Source organism: Rhodococcus sp. WS3 (assembly GCF_003797085.1).
Lineage (GTDB): Bacteria > Actinomycetota > Actinomycetes > Mycobacteriales > Mycobacteriaceae > Rhodococcus_F > Rhodococcus_F globerula.
Map to the genome: position 1 here is coordinate 905985 of NZ_RKMA01000002.1, position 19698 is coordinate 925682.

Below are 19698 nucleotides of genomic sequence, written 5' to 3' on the forward strand. Positions count from 1 at the left end.
CTGCACCCACCGAAACATCGGAGGACTCCCATGCCTGAATTCCTCGGACCCCTTGCCGGATTCGGCGTCACGCTTTCGACCATGTTCAAGAAGCCGGAAACCGAGTTCTATCCGGAAGAGAAGCGGCCGACGGCGCCGGGTTATCACGGTCGCCACCAACTCAATCGGTATGCCGACGGTCTCGAGAAGTGCATCGGCTGCGAGCTCTGCGCGTGGGCGTGCCCCGCCGACGCGATCTATGTCGAAGGCGCGGACAACACCGAAGACGAGCGATACTCCCCCGGTGAACGGTACGGCCAGGTGTACCAGATCAACTACTTGCGGTGCATCGGTTGCGGATTGTGTGTGGAGGCGTGCCCCACACGTGCGCTGACCATGACCAACGAATACGAGATGGCCGACGACAATCGCGCCGGTTTGATCTACGAGAAGGACCGCTTGCTCGCACCCCTGAAGCCCGACATGGATGCGCCTCCGCACGCATTGCGCCCGGGAACCACGCAGGACGACTACTACCGCGGCGACATCGCGGCGGCCGGCCAGGAGCCGGACCAATGATCAGCGCGATCACCGCGGAGGTTCTCGCACAGGGAACGCTGACGTCGACGTCGACGGGTGAGGCCGTGCAGTTCTGGATTCTCGGCACTCTCGCCGTGATCAGCGCGCTCGGAGTTGTTGCGGCCCCGAAAGCTGTGTATTCGGCGCTGTTCTTGGCGATGACCATGATCATCCTGGCCGTGTTCTACATAGTTCAAGGTGCCTTGTTCCTCGGAGTTGTTCAGGTTGTCGTGTACACGGGTGCGGTGATGATGCTGTTCCTGTTCGTCCTGATGCTGGTAGGCGTCGACTCCTCGGACTCGCTGGTCGAAACTCTGCGGGGACAACGCGTCAGCGCGATCGTGATCGGTCTCGGCTTTGGTCTGCTGCTGATCGGCGGACTCGGCAACGCATCGATCTCGGGATTCACCGGGTTCACCAACCTCGAGCAGGGCAACATCGACGCGCTCGCCGATCTGATCTTCATTCGCTACGTCTGGGCCTTCGAATTGACCGGCGCACTGCTTATCACGGCCACGCTGGGCGCGATGATGCTGGCACACCGGGAGAAGATCGAGGCATCGATGAGTCAACGCGAACTCTCGCAGCAGCGATTCAAGTATTTGGGCAGCGACGAGCACAATCCCGAAAAGGGCTCGGCCACACCGCTGCCCAGTCCCGGTGTCTACGCCCGGAACAACGCTGTCGACATACCGGCGCGGCTGCCCGACGGCTCGCCGTCGGACATCTCGGTCTCGAGCGCCCTCACGCCGCGCATGCAGGATCCGACAAGCAGAGAGGAGAACAACCGATGAATCCCGAGAACTATCTCTACCTGTCGGTTCTGCTGTTCACCATCGGCGCGGCCGGAGTTCTCCTACGACGCAACGCCATTGTCGTGTTCATGTGCATCGAGTTGATGCTCAACGCCGCCAACCTCGCGTTTGTCACGTTCGCGCGGATGCACGGCAACCTCGACGGCCAGATCTTTGCGTTCTTCACGATGGTTGTGGCCGCCGCGGAAGTGGTTGTGGGCCTGGCAATCATCATGATTATCTTCCGATCTCGGCGTTCTGTATCCGTCGACGACGTAGACCTGCTGAAGTACTGATATGTCAGGAGGAATCACGTCCGCCATCTGGTTACTGCCTGCCCTGCCGCTGTGCGGCGCTGCCGTCCTACTCCTTGCCGGTCGTCGCACCAACACCTGGGGGCATCTGTTCGCGTGCGTCATGGCGTTGGCGTCGTTTGCCGTGGGAGTGGCGTTCTTCGTCAGCATGCTCGGCCGCGACACCGCCGATCGGAGCATCAACGAGCACCTGTTCAGCTGGGTGCCCGTTGACAGTCTGCAGGTCCAGTTCGGCCTCGAACTCGACCAACTCTCCATGTGCTTTGTTCTCCTCATCACCGGTGTCGGCTCGCTGATCCACATCTACTCGGTCGGATACATGGACCACGACCCCGAGCGCCGCAAGTTCTTTGCGTACCTCAATCTGTTCCTGGCGGCGATGCTGCTTCTGGTCCTCGCCGACAACTTCCTCGGCCTGTACGTCGGCTGGGAAGGCGTCGGATTGGCGTCGTACCTGCTCATCGGGTTCTGGCAGCACAAGCCGACGGCAGCGACCGCGGCAAAAAAGGCGTTTGTGGTCAACCGAGTCGGCGACATCGGCCTGATGATCGCAATGATGGTGATGTTCAACACTTTCGGATCGCTGTCGTTCACCACTGTTTTCGGCAACGCCTCGGGCGCAAGTGAAGGGGTTCTGACGGCCATCGGTCTCATGTTGTTGCTCGCGGCGTGCGCGAAGTCCGCGCAGGTGCCGTTGCAGTCCTGGCTGGGCGACGCGATGGAAGGCCCAACCCCGGTGTCGGCGCTGATCCATGCGGCAACCATGGTCACTGCGGGTGTCTACCTCATCGTGCGTTCCAACCCGATCTTCGACCTGGCACCCGACGCCCAAACAGTGGTGGTGATCGTCGGAGCGGTCACGCTCCTGTTCGGCGCGATCATCGGCTGCGCGAAGGACGACATCAAGAAAGCTCTCGCCGCGTCGACCATGAGCCAGATCGGGTACATGGTGCTCGCAGCCGGTTTGGGGCCCGCCGGATACGCGTTCGCGATCCTGCATCTCATCACCCACGGATTCTTCAAAGCCGGTCTCTTCCTCGGCGCCGGTTCGGTGATGCACGCGATGAACGACGAAACCGACATGCGACGCTACGGCGGACTGCGAGCATTCATGCCGTTGACGTTTGTCACGTTCGGGCTCGGATACCTTGCCATCATCGGTGTTCCGCCGTTTGCGGGCTTCTTCTCCAAGGACAAGATCATCGAAGTTGCCATCGGCGACGGCGGGGTCAAGGGCATAGTCCTCGGCCTGGTCACGTTGCTGGGTGCCGCACTCACCGCGTTCTACATGACCCGCGTGATGCTCATGACCTTCTTCGGGAAACCTCGATGGGACAACCAGAATCCACACGAATCCCCTTCCGTGATGACGTCTCCGATGATTGTGCTCGCGGTGGGATCCGTCGGCGCCGGCATGCTGCTGACCATCGGGTCCAGCTTGCAGAACTGGCTCGAACCCGTTGTCGGCGCCCATCACGTGGAGCCGCCGATACCCGCGTGGACCATCACCCTGATGGCACTGGTTGTGGTCGCACTCGGCGTCGGAGTTGCCTACCGCGAGTATGCAGCTCGGGAAATCCCGGTAGAGGCGCCAACTGCCGTGTCCGCGCTGACCGTCGCCGCCCGTCGTGATCTGTACGGCGACGCATTCAACGAAGCGGTGTTCATGAAGCCCGGCCAACAGCTCACCCAGACGTTGGAGGTGGTCGACACCAAAGGCATCGACGGTGCGGTCGACGGCTTTGCCGGGGCGGTCAGCGGACTTTCCGGCCTGGTCCGCAAGCTGCAGACAGGCTTCGTCCGTTCATACGCCTTGGTGATGTTCGTGGGTGCAGCGCTGGTGGTCGCGACGATGATGGCGGTGACACTGTGGTGAACGAATCTGTGACAAACGCCGGCTTCCCCGCTCTGACATTCCTGTGGCTACTCCCCCTTGTCGGCGCCGCAGTGGTGGTCGCACTTCCGGCCCGGATGTCTCACATCGCCAAATCCGTTGCTCTTGCGGTGTCGTTGGGTGTCCTCGCGATCGGTGTGGCCCTCGCCATCACGTTCGACCGCGGCGGACAGCAGTTCCAATTCGTCGAAAGGCACAGTTGGATACCCGCATTCGGGACCAGTTACAGCCTGGGACTGGACGGCATCGCACTTGTTCTCGTTCTACTGACGGCAGTACTGGTGCCGCTGCTCTTGGTTGCCGGATGGAACGACGTCCCCGCGGTGCCGGCGGAGACCCCGGACGAACCGCCACGACGCTTGCCGCACACATACTTCGCCTTGATCCTCGTAGTCGAATCGATGGTGCTGCTGTCGTTCAGCGCGCTCGACGTTCTGCTCTTCTACATTTTCTTCGAGGCAATGTTGATACCGATGTACTTCCTGATCGGTGGTTTCGGTGGTGCCAACCGGTCACGCGCCGCCGTCAAATTCCTGTTGTACAACCTGCTCGGCGGGTTGGTCATGCTCGCGGCAGTCGTTGGCCTCTACGTGGTGACCGCCCGCGCGGAAAGCCCATTCACCTCAGGAACTTTCGACTTCCAAGCCATCGCCGCAGCAGCTGCGAACGGCGACCTGGGTGTCGGGCCAGGTGTACTCAACGCACTGTTCCTCGGCTTCATGTTTGCGTTTGCGGTCAAGGCGCCACTCTGGCCGCTGCACAGTTGGCTGCCGGATTCGGCGGTGGAATCCACGCCGTCGACAGCTGTTCTGATGATGGCCGTCGTCGACAAGGTGGGTACCTTCGCGATGATTCGCTACTGTCTGCAACTGTTTCCGGAGTCGTCCGCGACGTTTGCGCCGTGGATCATCACGCTCGCAGTGATCGGCATCGTCTACGGCGCGATTCTCGCGATCGGGCAGACCGACATCATGCGCCTGATCGCGTACACGTCGATTTCGCACTTCGGGTTCATCATTCTGGGGATCTTTGCGATGACCAGTCAGAGCCAGGCCGGTTCCGCTCTGTACATGGTCAACCACGGAATCTCGACGGCCGCGCTGTTCCTGATCGCGGGTTTCCTTGTCTCACAGCGTGGTACACGCGCCATCGCGGCGTACGGTGGTGTGCAGAAAGTTGCACCGGTTCTTGCCGGCACCTTCCTCGTTGCCGGACTTGCCACTCTCTCGCTTCCCGGCCTGGCGCCGTTCATCAGCGAATTCCTGGTCCTGATCGGCACATACACGCGCTATCACGTCGCTGCCATCATCGCGACCAGTGCGCTGGTCCTGTCTGCGATCTACATCCTGTGGCTCTACCAGCGGATCATGGGTGGTCCCGAGAAAGAAGGCTCCGACAAAATCCGCGATTTGGTTCGCCGCGAACTTGTTGTGGTGGCGCCGTTGATCGCGCTCCTGCTCTTCCTGGGCATCTACCCCAAACCGGCTCTCGACATCATTACCCCTGCGGTCAGCCACACCGTCGTCGATGAGGTGCCCACACCCGTGATCGCCGATGCCGATGCCGATGCCAGTACCGAGGAAGGTGCCCACAAATGAGTTCCTTCGACGGATTGGCCCTTCTCGCGGAGCCTGCATCCCATTCCACGAGTGTCGAATACAGCCTGCTGTCACCGATGCTGATCGTATTCGGTGTCGCGGTGGTGGGAGTGCTGGTCGAAGCGTTTGCACCTCGCTCGGTGCGCTACCCCGTCCAGTTGGTCCTCGGTATCGGCGGATTGGCTGCGGCATTTGTGGCTGTCGTCGCACTTGCGGGCACTCGATCACTGGCAATGGCGGGATCCGTTGCCGTCGACGGTCCCACCCTGTTCTTGCAAGGCACCATTCTGCTGGTTGCGATTCCGGCCGTGTTGCTGATAGCCGAGCGCGGATCAGGCGATACGGTGCCTGCCGAGAATCACGAGGACGCGCTGGGGAGTTTCACGCCTCAAGCGTCGAGCGTTCCCGGCAGCGTTGCCGAACAAGAAGCAACCAAAGCCGGTGTTGCACAAACAGAAGTGTTCCCCCTGACGCTCTTTGCGGTCGGCGGAATGCTCCTCTTCCCCGCATCCAACGATCTCCTCACGATGTTTGTTGCGCTCGAAGTGTTCTCACTTCCGCTGTACTTGCTGTGCGGATTGGCGCGACGACGCCGTCTCCTGTCGCAGGAAGCGGCGATGAAATACTTTCTGCTCGGAGCATTCTCGTCGGCGTTCTTCGTGTTCGGCATTGCCCTGCTCTACGGCTACGCCGGCACGGTCACGCTCTCCGGTATCGCCGATGCGGCACGAATCGGAACGGAGAACGATTCCTTTTTGTGGCTCGGCACCGCCCTGCTTGCAGTAGGTCTGTTGTTCAAAGTCGGCGCAGTGCCCTTCCATTCGTGGATTCCCGACGTGTATCAGGGTGCACCGACCCCGATCACCAGTTTCATGGCTACTGCCACCAAGATCGCCGGCTTCGGAGCCATCCTGCGAGTGTTCTACGTGGCGCTGCCCAACGAGTACGTGAATTGGCGTCCACTGATGTGGGGCGTTGCGATCGCAACGATGGTTGTCGGTTCCGTTGTCGCTCTCACGCAGACCGATATGAAGCGAATGCTGGCGTACTCGGCCATTGCACACACCGGATTCATCCTGACCGGGGTGGTCGCCGATTCGGATGCGGGTCTGTCTTCGACGATGTTCTACCTACTCGCCTACGGATTCAGCACGCTCGGCGCTTTTGCGGTGGTCACTCTGGTGCGTGACTCTGACGGCGAAGTTGCCGCACTGAATCGCTGGGCCGGATTGGGTAGGCGCTCACCGTTGATCGGAATCGTGTTTGCGCTGTTCCTCCTAGCTTTTGCCGGAATTCCCTTGACCAGTGGATTCATCGGCAAGTTCGCGGTGTTCCAAGCCGCCGCGGAGGGTGGCGCGGCCCCACTCGTGATTGTCGGTGTCCTGTGCAGCGCGATTGCGGCGTACTTCTACGTGCGAGTCATCGTGTTGATGTTCTTCACCGATCCTGTTGACGACGCCCCGAGCGTCGTTGTTCCGAGTGCGCTCACCAGCAGTGTCATCGGCCTCGGCGCCGGCGTGACACTGATCCTCGGAGTGCTGCCGCAACCGGCACTCGATCTTGCCGAGCGAGCAGCGGAGTTCATCCGTTAAGTCCCGATACGGTGGATCGATGACAGTGGAAAAGCTCATCGTGCGGAGTCCGTGGTTTGTTGCCTTCGCGATTGTTGCCGTCGCGCACCTGATCCTCAACGGCGCGGACGTGACGCCGTGGGATGGCATCACAAAAGTGATGCTTGCTCCGCTCCTTGCCGCCTGGGTTCTGGTGGATCACGGACCGAAAATTATCGCCGCCGCGCTTATCGCGTGCGCCTTCGGCGATCTGTTTCTTCTCTGGGACGGCACCTTCATCGTCGGAATGGCGGCCTTCGCGATCGGCCACCTCTGCTTCATCCGTTTCTTCATCTCGCGCGGAGCACTGCAAGGTATCCGTAAAAACCCGTGGGTTCTCCTCGCCTACACCGCCGCCGCCATCGCCCTTGTTGGTTACACCTGGTCCGGCCTCGGCGAACTCCAGATTCCCGTCCCGATCTACGCCGCAATCCTGGTCTGCACCGCGGCAACCTCATTGGCTTACAACAAGACTGCAGGATTGGGCGGAGCACTCTTTCTCTTCTCGGACGCTATTATTCTGTTGGGCCAAGCAGACAAGTGGCAGCCCGAACCCACCGACATCTGGATCATGGCGTCGTACATCCTCGCGCTGCTCCTCCTGACTGTTGGCATCCTGAGCCAGGAGAAAATGAGGCTCGGTACCATCACAAGATGACTGAACCGGCCCCCAGCCAGCGCACACCCAGCCAGTGGGAAGAAATCACCGCTGCCGACCCATCACATTCCACGCGGTACATCGAACGCTTCCGGACCATGGCAGCGGAAGGCAATGACATTGTCGGTGAGGCTCGGCTGATCGACGCAATGCTCGGCCGCGGCGGCCGGGTTCTCGACGCAGGCTGTGGGCCGGGACGACTGGGAGGTCACCTGCAGAAAGCCGGCCACGAGGTTGTCGGCGTCGATGTTGATCCGGTACTGATCGCCGCAGCGGAAGCGGACTACCCCGGACCCACGTGGCTCGTCGGCGATCTTGCGGAGTTGGATCTGCCCAGTCGTGGAGTTGCGGCCGATTTCGACGTCATCGTGTGCGCCGGCAATGTGGTGACCTTCCTCGCGCCGTCGACCCGACGGACTGTGCTGGCCGGGTTCGCCCGTCATATCTCCCCTACCGGACGCGTGGTCGTCGGTTTCGGCGCCGGCCGCGACTACGAATTCTCGGACTTCCTGGCCGACGCGTCAGCCAGCGGGCTTACGGTTGATCTGCTGCTTTCCACGTGGGACCTACGACCGTTCACCGATAATTCCGGCTTCCTGGTGGCGGTGTTCTCCCGCGCAGAATAGTCGGCTCTATCGCTGATAGCGAGCCAGTACCGCACGACGGCGACGATCGAGCATCGATCTTCTTTCGTCCGCCGAAATCCGTTCGACCCCGGGTAGTTCCTCGGCCAGGTCAGCAAACTTCACGACTCGCACGGTGGGCGTCGGCAGATCGTCACTGCCGGCGAGCCACCATCGGTACACGCAACGAGTGAAGCGGTTTCCGGCCGTGTCGAGCCAATTGGCCACTCCCGGATCACGATGTGCAAGAACGGCCCGAAAGACCCCACCGTCGAGCACTGCTTGGTGTCCGTTGAGCGACGTCTGGCGGAACGTGTAGTCCAGCGACTGGCCCCAGTAGTCGCCGAGATGGATATTCCAGAAATGGCAGTCCGGTGGTGTCACCTCGATGATGACGGCTTCGTCGTCGCCGATCTCGAAACTTCCTCCGCCGTAGGCGATGTACCCGGTATCGGAAGCGTAGGTCTCACTTACGGGTGGCTGTGTTCGCAGTACGTTGCGCTCACCGGCGCGGGCCGCATACATTGCTGCCCAGTAGTCCGAGAATCCGTCGACGAACTCACCGACTCTCGTCACCTGACTGGCGATCACCACGGGGTCCGGCACCGGCCCGGTTCCTGAGAAGTCCAGCCGCTCGAGCGAAATGTGATACGGCTCTTCATTTTCCCAGTCGTAGAAGTACTGACGGATCATCAGCTTCGTCGCAGCGGCGTCCATCGGCAGCCAGTTCCCGTCATGGCGCTCAGCACTGATGATCACCTCGAAGTCGCCGTTTGCATCCAAGGTGATTCCGCCGGGATTCGACATCGCGCCAAGGGTGCCGGCCGTCGCGGCTTTGAACGCTGCCGCAAAATCTCTGCGCTCGAGCGCGGCGCGGTCCAGGTTCTCGTACAGATTGACGGAGTCGTACAACGTCAGCCCAAGATATCGCGCGCACCCGCCGGTACCTGTCAGTCGATATGTACCGGCCGCATCGAGAGTTGCGTGACCGAACAAGCAATCCGGAGACTCTGTCGCATAACGCTTCGTATTGTCTTGGAGGTGACCGACTTCCGGGTATTGCGGGTCGGCACTGAACACCATCTGCTCCAGCCCCGCATTGAGAAGATTCAGCAAGTATCGGTATCCCGCCGAGCGCATCGTGGGGTCGACTGCCACCGGGTCACGTGCCACAAGAGTGCCTGCGGACCGCAGGTCGTCACACATTTTTGCCCAGGCTGCATCCAACGCAGCATTATCGGCTTCGGAACGAGAGGAAACGTCCATCTTTGCTCATTTCTGTTTGTCAACAGTCACACTGATTGCCCAGCAGACAACGCAGCAACAGCCACCACCAGGACATGCTCGACATAGTCGTCGAAAGTTGCTGAAGCAGAGCTGATTCCGAGCGCACGACGTCTCATGTGTAGAGCGATCGCCGAGAACGCCATAGTGAACATCATCTCGACTCGCTCAGCAGCCTGATTCTCCGTCAGATGTGTCAATGAAGACACCAACCTTTGATGGATTTCCCGGTTCACATTGCCGGGGGAATCAAGATCTGGACCAAAATAGTCCACCGTAGGAAGGAGTCTGACAATGAATTCGGCGTAGTTCGCGCCGTCGACGGATCTGCTCACCGAGGATGCAAAAGGAACGATCGAGGCCTCGACGAGTGCTCGCAATTCGCGGCCACGGCCGGCTGCGTCGATTGTCGCCAAGAAGGCACGTCGATCCTCTGCGATTGCCACCATTCGGCGACGGAACACTTCAATGAGCAGTTGATCGCGTCCACCGAAGTGATACTGCACCGCGGACGTATTGCGTTGGCCCGCAATGTTTGCCACATCTCGCATCGAGAGCGCGTCGACTCCCTGGTTGCCGAGCAGCCGCTCGGCGACATCGACCATTGCACTTTTGGGATCTACTGATGCCATGCGAGGACGCTATAACGCACTGCATTAAATTGTCAATGCAGTGCGTTAATTCCGGGTGGCGTTCAATACCGCGTGTAGTGCTGCATGCTCACGTGCTCATCCGGGCAGATGCATTTTCGGTCGAGGTTCCGGTCCGAAGTCACGCGGCAGAATCGAACTCCGAGGGGATCGTGGGATTCCAGACTGTGCCCACAAGCCGGACAGGACGGCGTCGAATCTGCCGATCCTTGCGCCTGCTGCGCGGCAGGTGACTGGGAAACGTCGACAGAATTCGACACATCGGTCGGGTTCGAGGCCATGGCGGTTCTCCATTCTCGACCTTTCAACTTCCGGCCGATGTGGATGCCGAGGACGACGTGGCGTGACGGCACACATTCGATTTGCCCTCGGCATCCTCCACGCTACCCGCTTCGGTCTCGGCGTCGTCCCCTACCGGCCTAAGCCACTCGCTTAGCGGTACGCCCGCCGAATTCCAGCATCACAGCGCGTCCGGTGTCGTCGGTGACGAAGCGTCCCAACGCCCGAGTGGTGTCCGCACGAGCGGCGAAGTTGTTGTCGTTGACGAAGGCAATCGGGATCGCCGGCGGCCAGACGATGTCCTCGTACTCGCCGAGGTCCTTTGCGCTACCCATCCGGATGCCGATTCCCTCGTCACCAGGGGCGACTGTCATTGTCAGCGAACCCGCCTGATACTTGCCCAGGACCGCGTCGACCGCAGCGGGGGTGAGGTCGACCAGGTCGAGCGAAACGGGCGTTGGCAGTTCCGCGATGTTGCTCATGCACCAATCGACAATCTTCTTGGCGATTCCTCCACCGAGTGCATTGGTCAGAACGGTGATGGCGAAGTTCCTCTCGGGCACCGTCATGAACTCGGAGACCTGGAGATTGCTGACGTTGCCGCCGTGCCGGACGACCTGTGTGCTGCCGTACCTGGTCAGCAGCCACCCCAGACCGACCTCTTCGAACATCATCGCCGCCGGCCGCTGCGGTGCCTGCATCAGCAACCGTGTGGACTCGTCGAGCGGCTGTCCCTCGCCGGGGTGCTCGCCCGAGAGTGCGTAGCGCGCCCAGACCAGTTGATCCCGCACCGAGGACCACATTCCACCGCAGGGCGTCATGCCGCGGTCGAGCCCGGTTTCATTGGAAACAAACGGGACACCGTCGCGAATGTAATGGCCGAGCGCAAACCGATGAGTCATCACATCCCAGGGCAGGAAGGCCGAATCCTTCATGTCGAGAGGTTCCAGGACTCGCTGTGTGACCAACTCTTCGAAAGTCAGCCCGCTGATCTTGGCCACGACGTGTCCGGCGAGTACAAAACCGGAGTTACTGTACGAGAAGACCTCACCGACCGGGAATTCTTGTCGTAGCTCCTTCAGTCGCGAAACCGAGCGAACCAGTGCGTCTTCGCCCCAGCCTGCCGAAAGGCTGGCGTCGCCGGTGAATCCTCCGGTGTGGGTGAGAAGGTGGCGCATGGTGACTGTACGGGTGGCTTCTTCGTCGGCGAGGACAAGCTCGGGTACGTATTCGACCACCGGGGTGTCGAGGTCGAGCAAGCCGTCCTCGACGAGCGTCATGGCAGCAGTCGAGACGAAAACCTTTGTGGTGGAGCCGATCATGAACATGGTCTTGTCGGTGACCGGAAGTTGTGTCTCGACGCTCTCGATACCGCTGGTGACGACGATGTCCTTGTCACCGTGCACGATACCGACCGATACGCCGGGGATGTTCGCCTCGACCCTCCACTGGTCGACAAGTTCCTGCAACTGTTCTTGCATCTTTGATTCCTCGATTTCGCCGGCGTTCTGTATTGCTGCTTCTTCGGTCGGTGTGAGTCGGCTTACTGGTAGAGATGCGACGCAGATCCGTTGAGTGCCTTACCGCTTCATGCTACCTCCGTGAAAAAGCTTGGGCCCGAGCGATAATCGATTGGACGCGACTGAGTTACCGACTGCTATTCTCGACGGTCGGCGTGATGCGTGTCTCGGCCGATTCACAAAAATACCAAGCCGCTTTTTGTTCTGGGCCACCAAACCCGAATCGTCATCAACCGCCAGACCCCGTAATCAACTGTGGTTCAAACTTTTCCGGCCCGTATGGTATCGACACCGAAGGTGCCAGTGCGAGCGGGCGACCCTACCTTCCGTGTTGTCGACATTCATGTTTCCATCTCACCAGCCGTCTCACCGCTACACATCGGCTTGCGGTGCAGAGTTACTCAGCCTGAAGTACGCAATCGTGTAATCCTCAAGTACCGTCGGCCGGGTTTGGTGGGACCGGACGAAATATGGCTTGATTTTCTTGAGGATCGACCGAGACACGCGTCACGCCGATCGTGGAGATTTAGCAGTCAGTAAGCCAACCCGCGTTCAACCGATTCACTCGGACCCGCGCTCTTTCACGGAGGTACTATGAAACACCGGTCCTATCCAACACTTGCGGCGGCCGCCGGGCTCGCGCTCGTGTTGTCCGCTTGTGGCTCAGGAAGCACCACTGCAGGCGGCTCCGGTGGCGATCCCGTCACGGACGGTACGTTCCGGTTCGGACTTCAGGCGGATCCCGGCTCACTCAACCCGATCATGGCAGCTTCGACGGCCACGGCGGAGATCTCGAAGCTGGCGTACGACTACCTGGTCTTCCAGGACCCCGAAACCAGCGTCGTCGGACCGTGGCTTGCCGAGAAGTGGGAAGAGACGCCCACGTCGGCGACCTTCACCATTCGTGACGGGGTGACCTGTACGGACGGGTCCATCCTGACCGCCCAGACCGTCGCCGACAACGTCAACTTTGTCGCGGACCCCGCCAACGGCTCGCAGATGCGCGGAACCACCGTTCCGTCGACTGCAACGGCCACGGCAGACGTCGCGACCCGCACAGTCACGGTGACCACCCCGGCGGCCAGCCCGTTCCTGCTGCTGAACCTCGCCAGGTTGCCCATCGTCTGCGACGGCGCATTGAAGGACCCGACTGCCGCGAACAAGGCTTCGCTCGGTACCGGCATGTTCAAGGTGACGGAGGTCGTTCCCAACAACCACTACACGTTCGAACGCCGCGACGGCTACAACTGGGGTCCGGACGACACCACCTCGGAGACACCGGGTGTCCCCAAGACGGTCATCGCGTCCATGATTCCGAACGTGAGCACCGCAGCCAACCAGCTGCTGAACGGCGAAATCAACGCCGTGGCGATCTCCGGACCGGACAAGGCCCGTGTCGACTCCGCCAACCTGACCGTCGTCGAGCGTCCGGTTCCGGCCGGTCAGATGTACTTCAACCACCTGGCCGGTAACCCGACCAGCGACCCTGCCGTGCGTAAGGCTCTGGTTCAGGCCGTCGATCTCGACGACATCACCCAGGTTCTCACCGCTGGTAACGGAGTCCGTGCAACCAGCTTCGTCGCCCTCGAACCCCGCGCCTGCATCTACAACTCGGTGGACGGCAACCTGCCCACGTTCGACCTCGACGCTGCCAAGGCGACCCTGGACGCCGCAGGCTGGACCGCCGGATCGGACGGCAAGCGCAGCAAGGACGGAACCGCCCTCGAGCTCCGCATGTACTACGACGGCGTCGACGACTCGCGCAACGCAGCAGTCGAGATGGCACAGACCGCCTGGAATGCTCTCGGCGCAGTGGTCGAGGTGACCGGTGGCGATTCCAACAAGGTCATCGACGTCATGCTCAGCGGCAAGGACAACTCCGCCTGGGACATCGGCTGGATTCAGATCAACAACACCCTGCCCAGTGCGTTCACCGGCTTCTTCGCCGGACCGGTTCCGGCAGCGGGCAAGAACTTCTCCGACATCAGCAACGCCGCATACGAAGCAGGCGCAACCGAGGCCTCCAACCTTACCGGCGACGCAGCGTGTGATGCCTGGGCAGCCGCCGAGTCCGAAATCGTCAAGTCGGTCGACGCCGTTCCGTTCGCGAACTCGGTCAACAACACCTATTTCTCCAAGTCGGGACTCGCATTCGGTAAGACCTACATCGGGTCCGCACTGCGCGTCTACCAGTAGGCCGATTCACCGTCCCAGCATCCCGCCCCTCGGAAAGACAGCCCATGAGTCAAACAATTGAAGCCGCGACACCACACGCGGCACCGTCGGCTCGAAAGAAGTTATTCGAGTCCGACAGCTGGCCCGCGTACCTTCTGCGCCGCCTCGGCACGTTCGTGGTCTCTCTCTGGGCGCTGGTGACGGCTGCCTTCTTGATGCTCCAGCTGATTCCGGGCGATCCCGTCAGGTTGGCATTGGGACTGAACGCCCCGGTCGAGCTTGTCGAGTCGACCAGATCTCAACTCGGATACGACCTTCCGCTCTACCAGCAGTACTTCCGCTTCATCGGTGGTCTGCTCACTGGCAATCCAGGTGACTCGATCACCTTGAGGACTCCGGTCCTCGAGGTGATCGGGACCCGGTTGCCCGCCACACTCGAACTGGCCTTCCTCACGGTCATCACCGTGCTGGTCATCGGCATCCCGCTCGGGCTCATTTTCGCGGCGCTGACGCGAGGCGGCCGACGCCGCGGAGTCGAAATCGGTTACACCGCAACGTCGGGCACCATCGCCGTCATTCCGGAGTTCATGTTCGGTACGGCATTGGTCTACCTGTTCGCCGTCACGTTCCCGATCCTTCCGGTCGCCGGACGAGGCGGGCCGGAAAGCTATATCCTGCCGGTTGCCGCCATGTCCATCGGCACCATCGCCTCCATGTCGCGGATCGTGCGCGCCGAGGCTCTCAGCGTGCTCGACATGGACTACATCCGAACGGCACGCGCCAAGCGGATGTCCGCAGCGCGCATGTACTTCCGTCACGCAATGCCCAACCTCCTGACCTCCACGCTGACGCTGGCCGGTCTCCTGCTGGGTGGCCTCATAGCCGGAACCGTGCTCATCGAAAGCATCTTCGCTTGGCCGGGAATGGGATTGGCCTTGGTCAAGGCCATCACCGAGAAGGACTATCCACTCGCCCAGACACTGGTCGTGATCTACGGCAGCATCGTCCTCTTCATCAATTTCATCGTCGACGTGGTGCTCGCTCTGATCGACCCACGATCCACCATCCGGGAGAACTGAGTGAGCACCTCACCTACAGTCGAAACGGCCGCAACGACGCCTCCTCGTCGGCACTGGCTGGTCCAGACTTTCCGCACTCCCCTGGGAATATTGGCTCTCACCTTTCTGACCGGGCTGATCGCACTGGTGATCTTCGGACCGATCATCTGGGGCGACGCCGCCGTCGTCGCCAATCCCAAGGCACTCTCCCAGGGGCCGAGTTCCGAGCACATCTTCGGAACCGACGCCGGTGGACGAGATGTCTTCGCCCGCACCATGACTGCTGCCCGGTTGTCCGTCCTCATGGCGCTGAGCGCCGTAGGCCTCGGCGTCGCATTGGGCTTGTTCCTCGGAACACTCCCGCTGCTCGCTCCCCGCTGGATCGGCCGGTTCGTCGTGGCGTTCCTCAACTTCGCCATCGCCTTCCCCGGTCTACTCCTGGCCATCTTCCTACTGGTCGTGCTCGGACAGGGCTCCGGCAGCGCCGTGATAGCGATCGGTCTCGCCATGGCGTCACCGTTCGCCCGACTGACCTACGCACTGTCTTCCTCGGTGAACGGCCGCGACTTCATCGATGCCGCACGCATCCTCGGAGTCACCAAGCCCGGCTTGCTGTTTCGGCACATACTTCCCAACATTCGTGAACCCCTCATCGTCAACGCCAGCATCTCCGTCGGCAGCGGACTGGTCGTCTTCGCCGGCCTGTCTTTCCTCGGCCTGGGTATCCAGCCGCCGTCCTTCGACTGGGGCCGCATGCTCAACGAAGGCCTGTCGAAGATCTTCGTCAACCCCGCCACCGCACTGGCGCCCGGCATCGCCGTCGTGCTCTCCGGTCTGACCTTTACCTTGGTCGGCGAGGCCATCGCCCGCGGCGCGGGTATTCGCAGCCCGATCAGCAGCAAGCTCCCCAGATGGAACCCGATCAACACGGCCACAAGCGAGTCCCCTTCGGCTCCGGTGGACGACAACGCTGTTCTCACCGTCCGCAACATGTCCGTCGCGGTTCCTGCCGGCAACGTATGGCGTCGACCTGTCGACAACATCAGCTTCACAGTCCATCGCGGTGAAACCGTCGGGATCGTCGGCGAATCCGGTTCCGGAAAGTCGCTCAGCTGCATGGCGATCTCGCAGCTGACCGATCACCCGACGGTCGTCGACGCCGGTCTTATCGAATTCGACGGCACCGTCCTGATGAAGGACGGAAAGCGGCCGGAAGGTTCTGCCGCACGCAAGATCGCCCGCCAACTCGGAACGCGCATGTCCATGGTGTTTCAGGACCCGATGTCCTCGATGAACCCGTCCCTCAAGGTCGGGTACCAGGTCGCCGAGATCGGCTGGCTACACGAGGGAATGAGCAAGGCCGAAGCCAAGAAGGCTGCCATCGACCGTCTCACAGCGGTGAAAATCCCCGACGCTCCTCACCGCGCGAAGCAGTACCCACACGAGTTCTCCGGCGGTATGCGTCAGCGCGCCATGATCGCCATGGGTTTGATGGGCAAGCCTGCATTGATCATCGCGGACGAACCCACCACCGCACTCGACGTCACCGTCCAGCGTGAGGTTCTGGGACTGCTGCACGAGGTTCGCGAAGAGACCGGTGCCGCAATCCTTCTCATCTCGCACGATATGGCCGTCATCACCGGAATGTGCTCGCGCGTCCTGGTCATGTTCGCCGGAAACATCGTCGAGGACATCTCCGTGGACGATCTGGTCGCCGGACGCTCACAGCACCCCTACACCCGTGCGCTGATCGCCGCGGTTCCCACCATGACCACCGACCGCGACAAGCCGCTCGCCACAGTCGACGAAGTCTGGCAGGTCGAGAGCCTCGGCACCATGACCAGCACCGCAGATGCCGAATTGCAAGAGCTGGTTGCAGCTGCAGAGGAGATCCGATGAGCAGGCTGGAGTTTCGCGACGTCAACGTCCATCTCGGCAACGGCACCAAACGATTCCACGCCGTCAAGAACGTCGACCTCGACATCCCTTCGGGTTCGATAGTCGGACTGGTGGGCGAATCCGGTTCCGGAAAGTCCACTCTGGCACGGGCGACGGTCGGTCTGGCCGAGCCGAGTTCCGGCCAGATTCTCCTCGACGGTGTCGACGTCGCCCATGCCCGCGGGGCGACGGCACGCTTGCGCCACACAATCCAGATGGTCTTCCAGGATCCGTACTCGTGCCTGGACCCCCGAATGACCATCGGCCAGTCCCTGGCCGAGGCGCTGCGATCCACCGAACGCCGCGACCGCGTGCGTCGTAGCCGCGGCGACCGGGCTGTCGAAGTCGCTCGACTGCTCAGCACGGTCCAACTCCCGGAGGAGAAGGCGTACGACTACCCGTCCTCGTTGTCGGGTGGCCAGCGCCAGCGTGTGGCGCTGGCCAGGGCACTCGCTGCTGCGCCGTCCGTGTTGCTTGCCGACGAGATCACCTCTGCGCTTGACGTGTCCGTGCAGGGCGCAGTCCTGAATCTCTTGGTAGATCTACAGAAACAGCTAGGTCTGACGGTTCTCTTCGTCAGCCATAATCTTGCAGTGATCCGCTACGTCTGTGACCACGTCGCGGTCATGCTCGGCGGCGAGATCGTCGAACACGGGCCGATTCTCGACGTGATCGATTCTCCTCGAGAGGCATACACGGCCAAGCTGTTGTCCGCGATTCCGCAATTCGGAGAGCCGATGTTCCGATGACACACTCGATCCGGCCGGCTTCACCCGGCGCCGGTGCGCCCGCGCTCTCCCCTGCGATTGAATTTCGAGAACTGGTCGACAATCGCGAAATAGAGAATCTCTCTGCAGTTTTCGACGACATCTGGGCCACCAGTCCTGGACCGGCCCATTTCGGCACAGCGATGCTGGTTGCCCTTCACCACGGCGGACATTACGTAGTGGGAGCCTTTTCCGGCGACAACATGATCGGCGGATGCGTCGGATTCTTTGTCGAGCCACTCGGCGAGGTTCTGCACTCGCACATCGCGGGGGTTCTACCGGGCTTCGCAGGCAAGGGAATCGGCCGTGCACTGAAGCATCACCAGCGGAACTGGTGCATCGAGCGCGAAGTCCGAACGATCCGGTGGACTTTCGATCCCCTCGTCGCACGGAACGCCTACTTCAACATCGCGCGCCTCGGTGCCGAACCGGCCGAATACAATCCGGATTTCTACGGATCGATGGCCGACGGAATCAATGCCGGCGATGCCAGCGATCGCATGCTGGTGAGTTGGGACCTCGACGCCGAATCTGCTCCGAGTTCCACTGTGGCCGTTGATGATATCTTCACAGTGCTCCAACCCGCCGAGGACAATACGCCTCGGATGCTCCCGATCCCGCCCGGCTGCGTCGACATCGCAGTGGGAATACCTCGGGACATAGAGCATCTGAGGACGGTCGACCGCGCCTGCGCCTTCGCCTGGCGCCATGCGCTGCGCGAGCACCTCGAACCACTCATCGCGTCGAAAGAATGGCAATCGACCGGCTTCGACCCCGGCGGCTACTACACGTTCACGAAAATCTGCGAGACAACCGGAGAAGAGCAAACCCATGCACATTGAGTCCGTCGAATTGCGCGAACTGCGCATCCCTCTCGTCTCCCCTTTCACGACGTCCTTCAGTACCCAACTCGAACGCAACACACTCGTTCTGAAGGTGAGCGGCACCACCGAGGGCCCAAACGGTGCGGTCTCGACTGTCGGCTGGGGCGAGTGCGGTTCGCTGAGCGATCCGTTCTACAACTCGGAGTACACCGCAGGGGCTCGAGCGATGCTGCGCGAGTATCTTGTTCCGACGCTGCGTAAATCGCAGACGGATCAGCCGCTCTCGGCTGAGACTGTCGGCAGCGTGCTTCACCCCGTCGTGGGCCACCAGATGTCCAAGTCGGCCATCGAAATGGCGATCCTCGACGCGGAATTACGTGCTCGCGGACAGTCTTTCGCTCGCTACCTCGGTGCCACTCGCACGCGGGTTCCCTCCGGAGTATCCGTCGGGATCCAGGACAGCATTCCGCAGTTGCTCGATACCGTCGGTGATTATCTGTCGCAGGGCTACGTGCGAATCAAGCTGAAGATCAAGCCGGGCTGGGACATCGCTCCCGTGGCCGCGGTGCGCAAGGAGTTCGGCTACGACGTCCCATTGCAGGTCGACGCGAATGCCGCGTACACCCTCGTGGACTCCCAACTGCTTCGTCGCCTGGACGAATTCGCGCTGCTGCTCATCGAGCAGCCGCTCGCCGAGGACGATCTGGTGCAGCATGCCAAGCTCGCGCAGACCCTGTCGACTCCGATCTGCCTCGACGAGTCGGTCGAGTCCGCGAAGGATGCCGCCGACGCGATCACGCTCGGTGCCGCTTCGGTCATCAACATCAAGCCGAGCCGTGTCGGCGGGTACCTGGAAGCCAAGCGCATCCACGATCTCGCCTCCGCACACGGTATTGCGGTGTGGTGTGGCGGAATGCTCGAGACCGGCATCGGCCGCGCAGCCAACACCGCTCTCGCCGCCCTGGACGGCTTCACGCTCCCCGGCGACATCTCGGCGTCGGATCGCTTCTACAAAGAAGACATCACCGAACCGTTTGTCATCGAGGACGGCCACATCGCCGTGCCGCAGGGACCCGGCTTCGGCGTGACTCCGCGTGAGGACGTCATGGAGCGCTTCACCGTCGGAACCGAGATTCTGTAAGTTCCACACATTC

The 19698-nt window shown here is 61.4% G+C and carries 18 protein-coding genes; 14 read left to right on the top strand and 4 right to left on the bottom strand.

Features of this window, described 5'->3' with window-relative positions; all coding sequences use genetic code 11:
- Positions 1 to 30: 30 nt before the first annotated feature.
- Genes nuoI through EEB13_RS18340 form a run of 8 tightly spaced genes read left to right on the top strand, consistent with a single transcriptional unit; the run spans position 31 to position 8052 of the window.
- A complete protein-coding gene (nuoI, locus tag EEB13_RS18305) occupies positions 31 to 558 on the top strand; it encodes an NADH-quinone oxidoreductase subunit NuoI (RefSeq protein WP_141485974.1) in 528 nt (175 codons plus the stop codon).
- On the top strand, positions 555 to 1352 hold the full coding sequence (locus EEB13_RS18310) for an NADH-quinone oxidoreductase subunit J (protein WP_092808439.1): 798 nt from the start codon (positions 555 to 557) through the stop codon (positions 1350 to 1352). The genes nuoI and EEB13_RS18310 overlap by 4 nt, the downstream gene beginning before the upstream one ends.
- Complete coding sequence (gene nuoK, locus EEB13_RS18315; RefSeq protein WP_033234863.1) at positions 1349 to 1648, top strand: NADH-quinone oxidoreductase subunit NuoK; 300 nt, start codon at positions 1349 to 1351, stop codon at positions 1646 to 1648. Before EEB13_RS18310 ends, nuoK begins: the two co-directional genes overlap by 4 nt.
- Before the next feature lies 1 nt (position 1649).
- A complete protein-coding gene (gene nuoL / locus EEB13_RS18320; RefSeq protein ID WP_033234864.1) occupies positions 1650 to 3542 on the top strand; it encodes an NADH-quinone oxidoreductase subunit L in 1893 nt (630 codons plus the stop codon).
- Positions 3539 to 5158, top strand: coding sequence for an NADH-quinone oxidoreductase subunit M (locus EEB13_RS18325; RefSeq protein ID WP_233366173.1), 1620 nt, complete (start codon positions 3539 to 3541; stop codon positions 5156 to 5158). Before nuoL ends, EEB13_RS18325 begins: the two co-directional genes overlap by 4 nt.
- Positions 5155 to 6750: an NADH-quinone oxidoreductase subunit NuoN gene (nuoN, locus tag EEB13_RS18330; protein WP_141485975.1), complete on the top strand. Its 1596-nt coding sequence runs from the start codon at positions 5155 to 5157 to the stop codon at positions 6748 to 6750. The genes EEB13_RS18325 and nuoN overlap by 4 nt, the downstream gene beginning before the upstream one ends.
- A 19-nt stretch (positions 6751 to 6769) precedes the next feature.
- Positions 6770 to 7426 (top strand): lysoplasmalogenase, encoded by a 657-nt coding sequence (locus tag EEB13_RS18335; protein ID WP_141485976.1) that lies wholly within the window; start codon positions 6770 to 6772, stop codon positions 7424 to 7426.
- Positions 7423 to 8052: a class I SAM-dependent methyltransferase gene (locus EEB13_RS18340; RefSeq protein WP_141485977.1), complete on the top strand. Its 630-nt coding sequence runs from the start codon at positions 7423 to 7425 to the stop codon at positions 8050 to 8052. Before EEB13_RS18335 ends, EEB13_RS18340 begins: the two co-directional genes overlap by 4 nt.
- Before the next feature lie 6 nt (positions 8053 to 8058).
- On the opposite strand, the gene EEB13_RS18345 is transcribed toward EEB13_RS18340, so the two are convergent.
- From EEB13_RS18345 to EEB13_RS18360, 4 genes are all read right to left on the bottom strand, one after another.
- On the bottom strand, positions 8059 to 9315 hold the full coding sequence (locus EEB13_RS18345; RefSeq protein ID WP_092808443.1) for a DUF1214 domain-containing protein: 1257 nt from the start codon (positions 9313 to 9315) through the stop codon (positions 8059 to 8061).
- Positions 9316 to 9341: 26 nt separating this feature from the next.
- Positions 9342 to 9965 carry a TetR/AcrR family transcriptional regulator gene (locus tag EEB13_RS18350; RefSeq protein WP_141485978.1) on the bottom strand — a complete coding sequence of 208 codons (624 nt, stop codon included), beginning with the start codon at positions 9963 to 9965 and terminating at the stop codon, positions 9342 to 9344.
- Positions 9966 to 10027: 62 nt separating this feature from the next.
- Positions 10028 to 10264 (bottom strand): RGCVC family protein, encoded by a 237-nt coding sequence (locus EEB13_RS31810; protein WP_084702762.1) that lies wholly within the window; start codon positions 10262 to 10264, stop codon positions 10028 to 10030.
- Between the two features lie 138 nt (positions 10265 to 10402).
- On the bottom strand, positions 10403 to 11743 hold the full coding sequence (locus EEB13_RS18360; RefSeq protein ID WP_141485979.1) for a serine hydrolase domain-containing protein: 1341 nt from the start codon (positions 11741 to 11743) through the stop codon (positions 10403 to 10405).
- 633 nt (positions 11744 to 12376) lie between these two features.
- On the opposite strand from EEB13_RS18360, the gene EEB13_RS18365 reads away from it, so the two are divergent.
- From EEB13_RS18365 to menC, 6 genes are read left to right on the top strand one after another with little or no spacing between them, the layout of a single operon-like run.
- Positions 12377 to 13978, top strand: a complete 1602-nt coding sequence (locus tag EEB13_RS18365; RefSeq protein ID WP_045067344.1) for an ABC transporter substrate-binding protein — start codon at positions 12377 to 12379, stop codon at positions 13976 to 13978.
- Positions 13979 to 14022: 44 nt separating this feature from the next.
- Complete coding sequence (locus EEB13_RS18370) at positions 14023 to 15036, top strand: ABC transporter permease (RefSeq protein WP_084702760.1); 1014 nt, start codon at positions 14023 to 14025, stop codon at positions 15034 to 15036.
- Complete coding sequence (locus EEB13_RS18375) at positions 15037 to 16914, top strand: dipeptide/oligopeptide/nickel ABC transporter permease/ATP-binding protein (RefSeq protein ID WP_239654717.1); 1878 nt, start codon at positions 15037 to 15039, stop codon at positions 16912 to 16914.
- A complete protein-coding gene (locus EEB13_RS18380; RefSeq protein ID WP_141485980.1) occupies positions 16911 to 17702 on the top strand; it encodes an ABC transporter ATP-binding protein in 792 nt (263 codons plus the stop codon). The genes EEB13_RS18375 and EEB13_RS18380 overlap by 4 nt, the downstream gene beginning before the upstream one ends.
- Positions 17699 to 18562: a GNAT family N-acetyltransferase gene (locus EEB13_RS18385; RefSeq protein WP_141485981.1), complete on the top strand. Its 864-nt coding sequence runs from the start codon at positions 17699 to 17701 to the stop codon at positions 18560 to 18562. The genes EEB13_RS18380 and EEB13_RS18385 overlap by 4 nt, the downstream gene beginning before the upstream one ends.
- Positions 18552 to 19685, top strand: a complete 1134-nt coding sequence (gene menC, locus EEB13_RS18390; RefSeq protein ID WP_141485982.1) for an o-succinylbenzoate synthase — start codon at positions 18552 to 18554, stop codon at positions 19683 to 19685. Before EEB13_RS18385 ends, menC begins: the two co-directional genes overlap by 11 nt.
- The last annotated feature ends 13 nt before the right edge of the window (positions 19686 to 19698 follow it).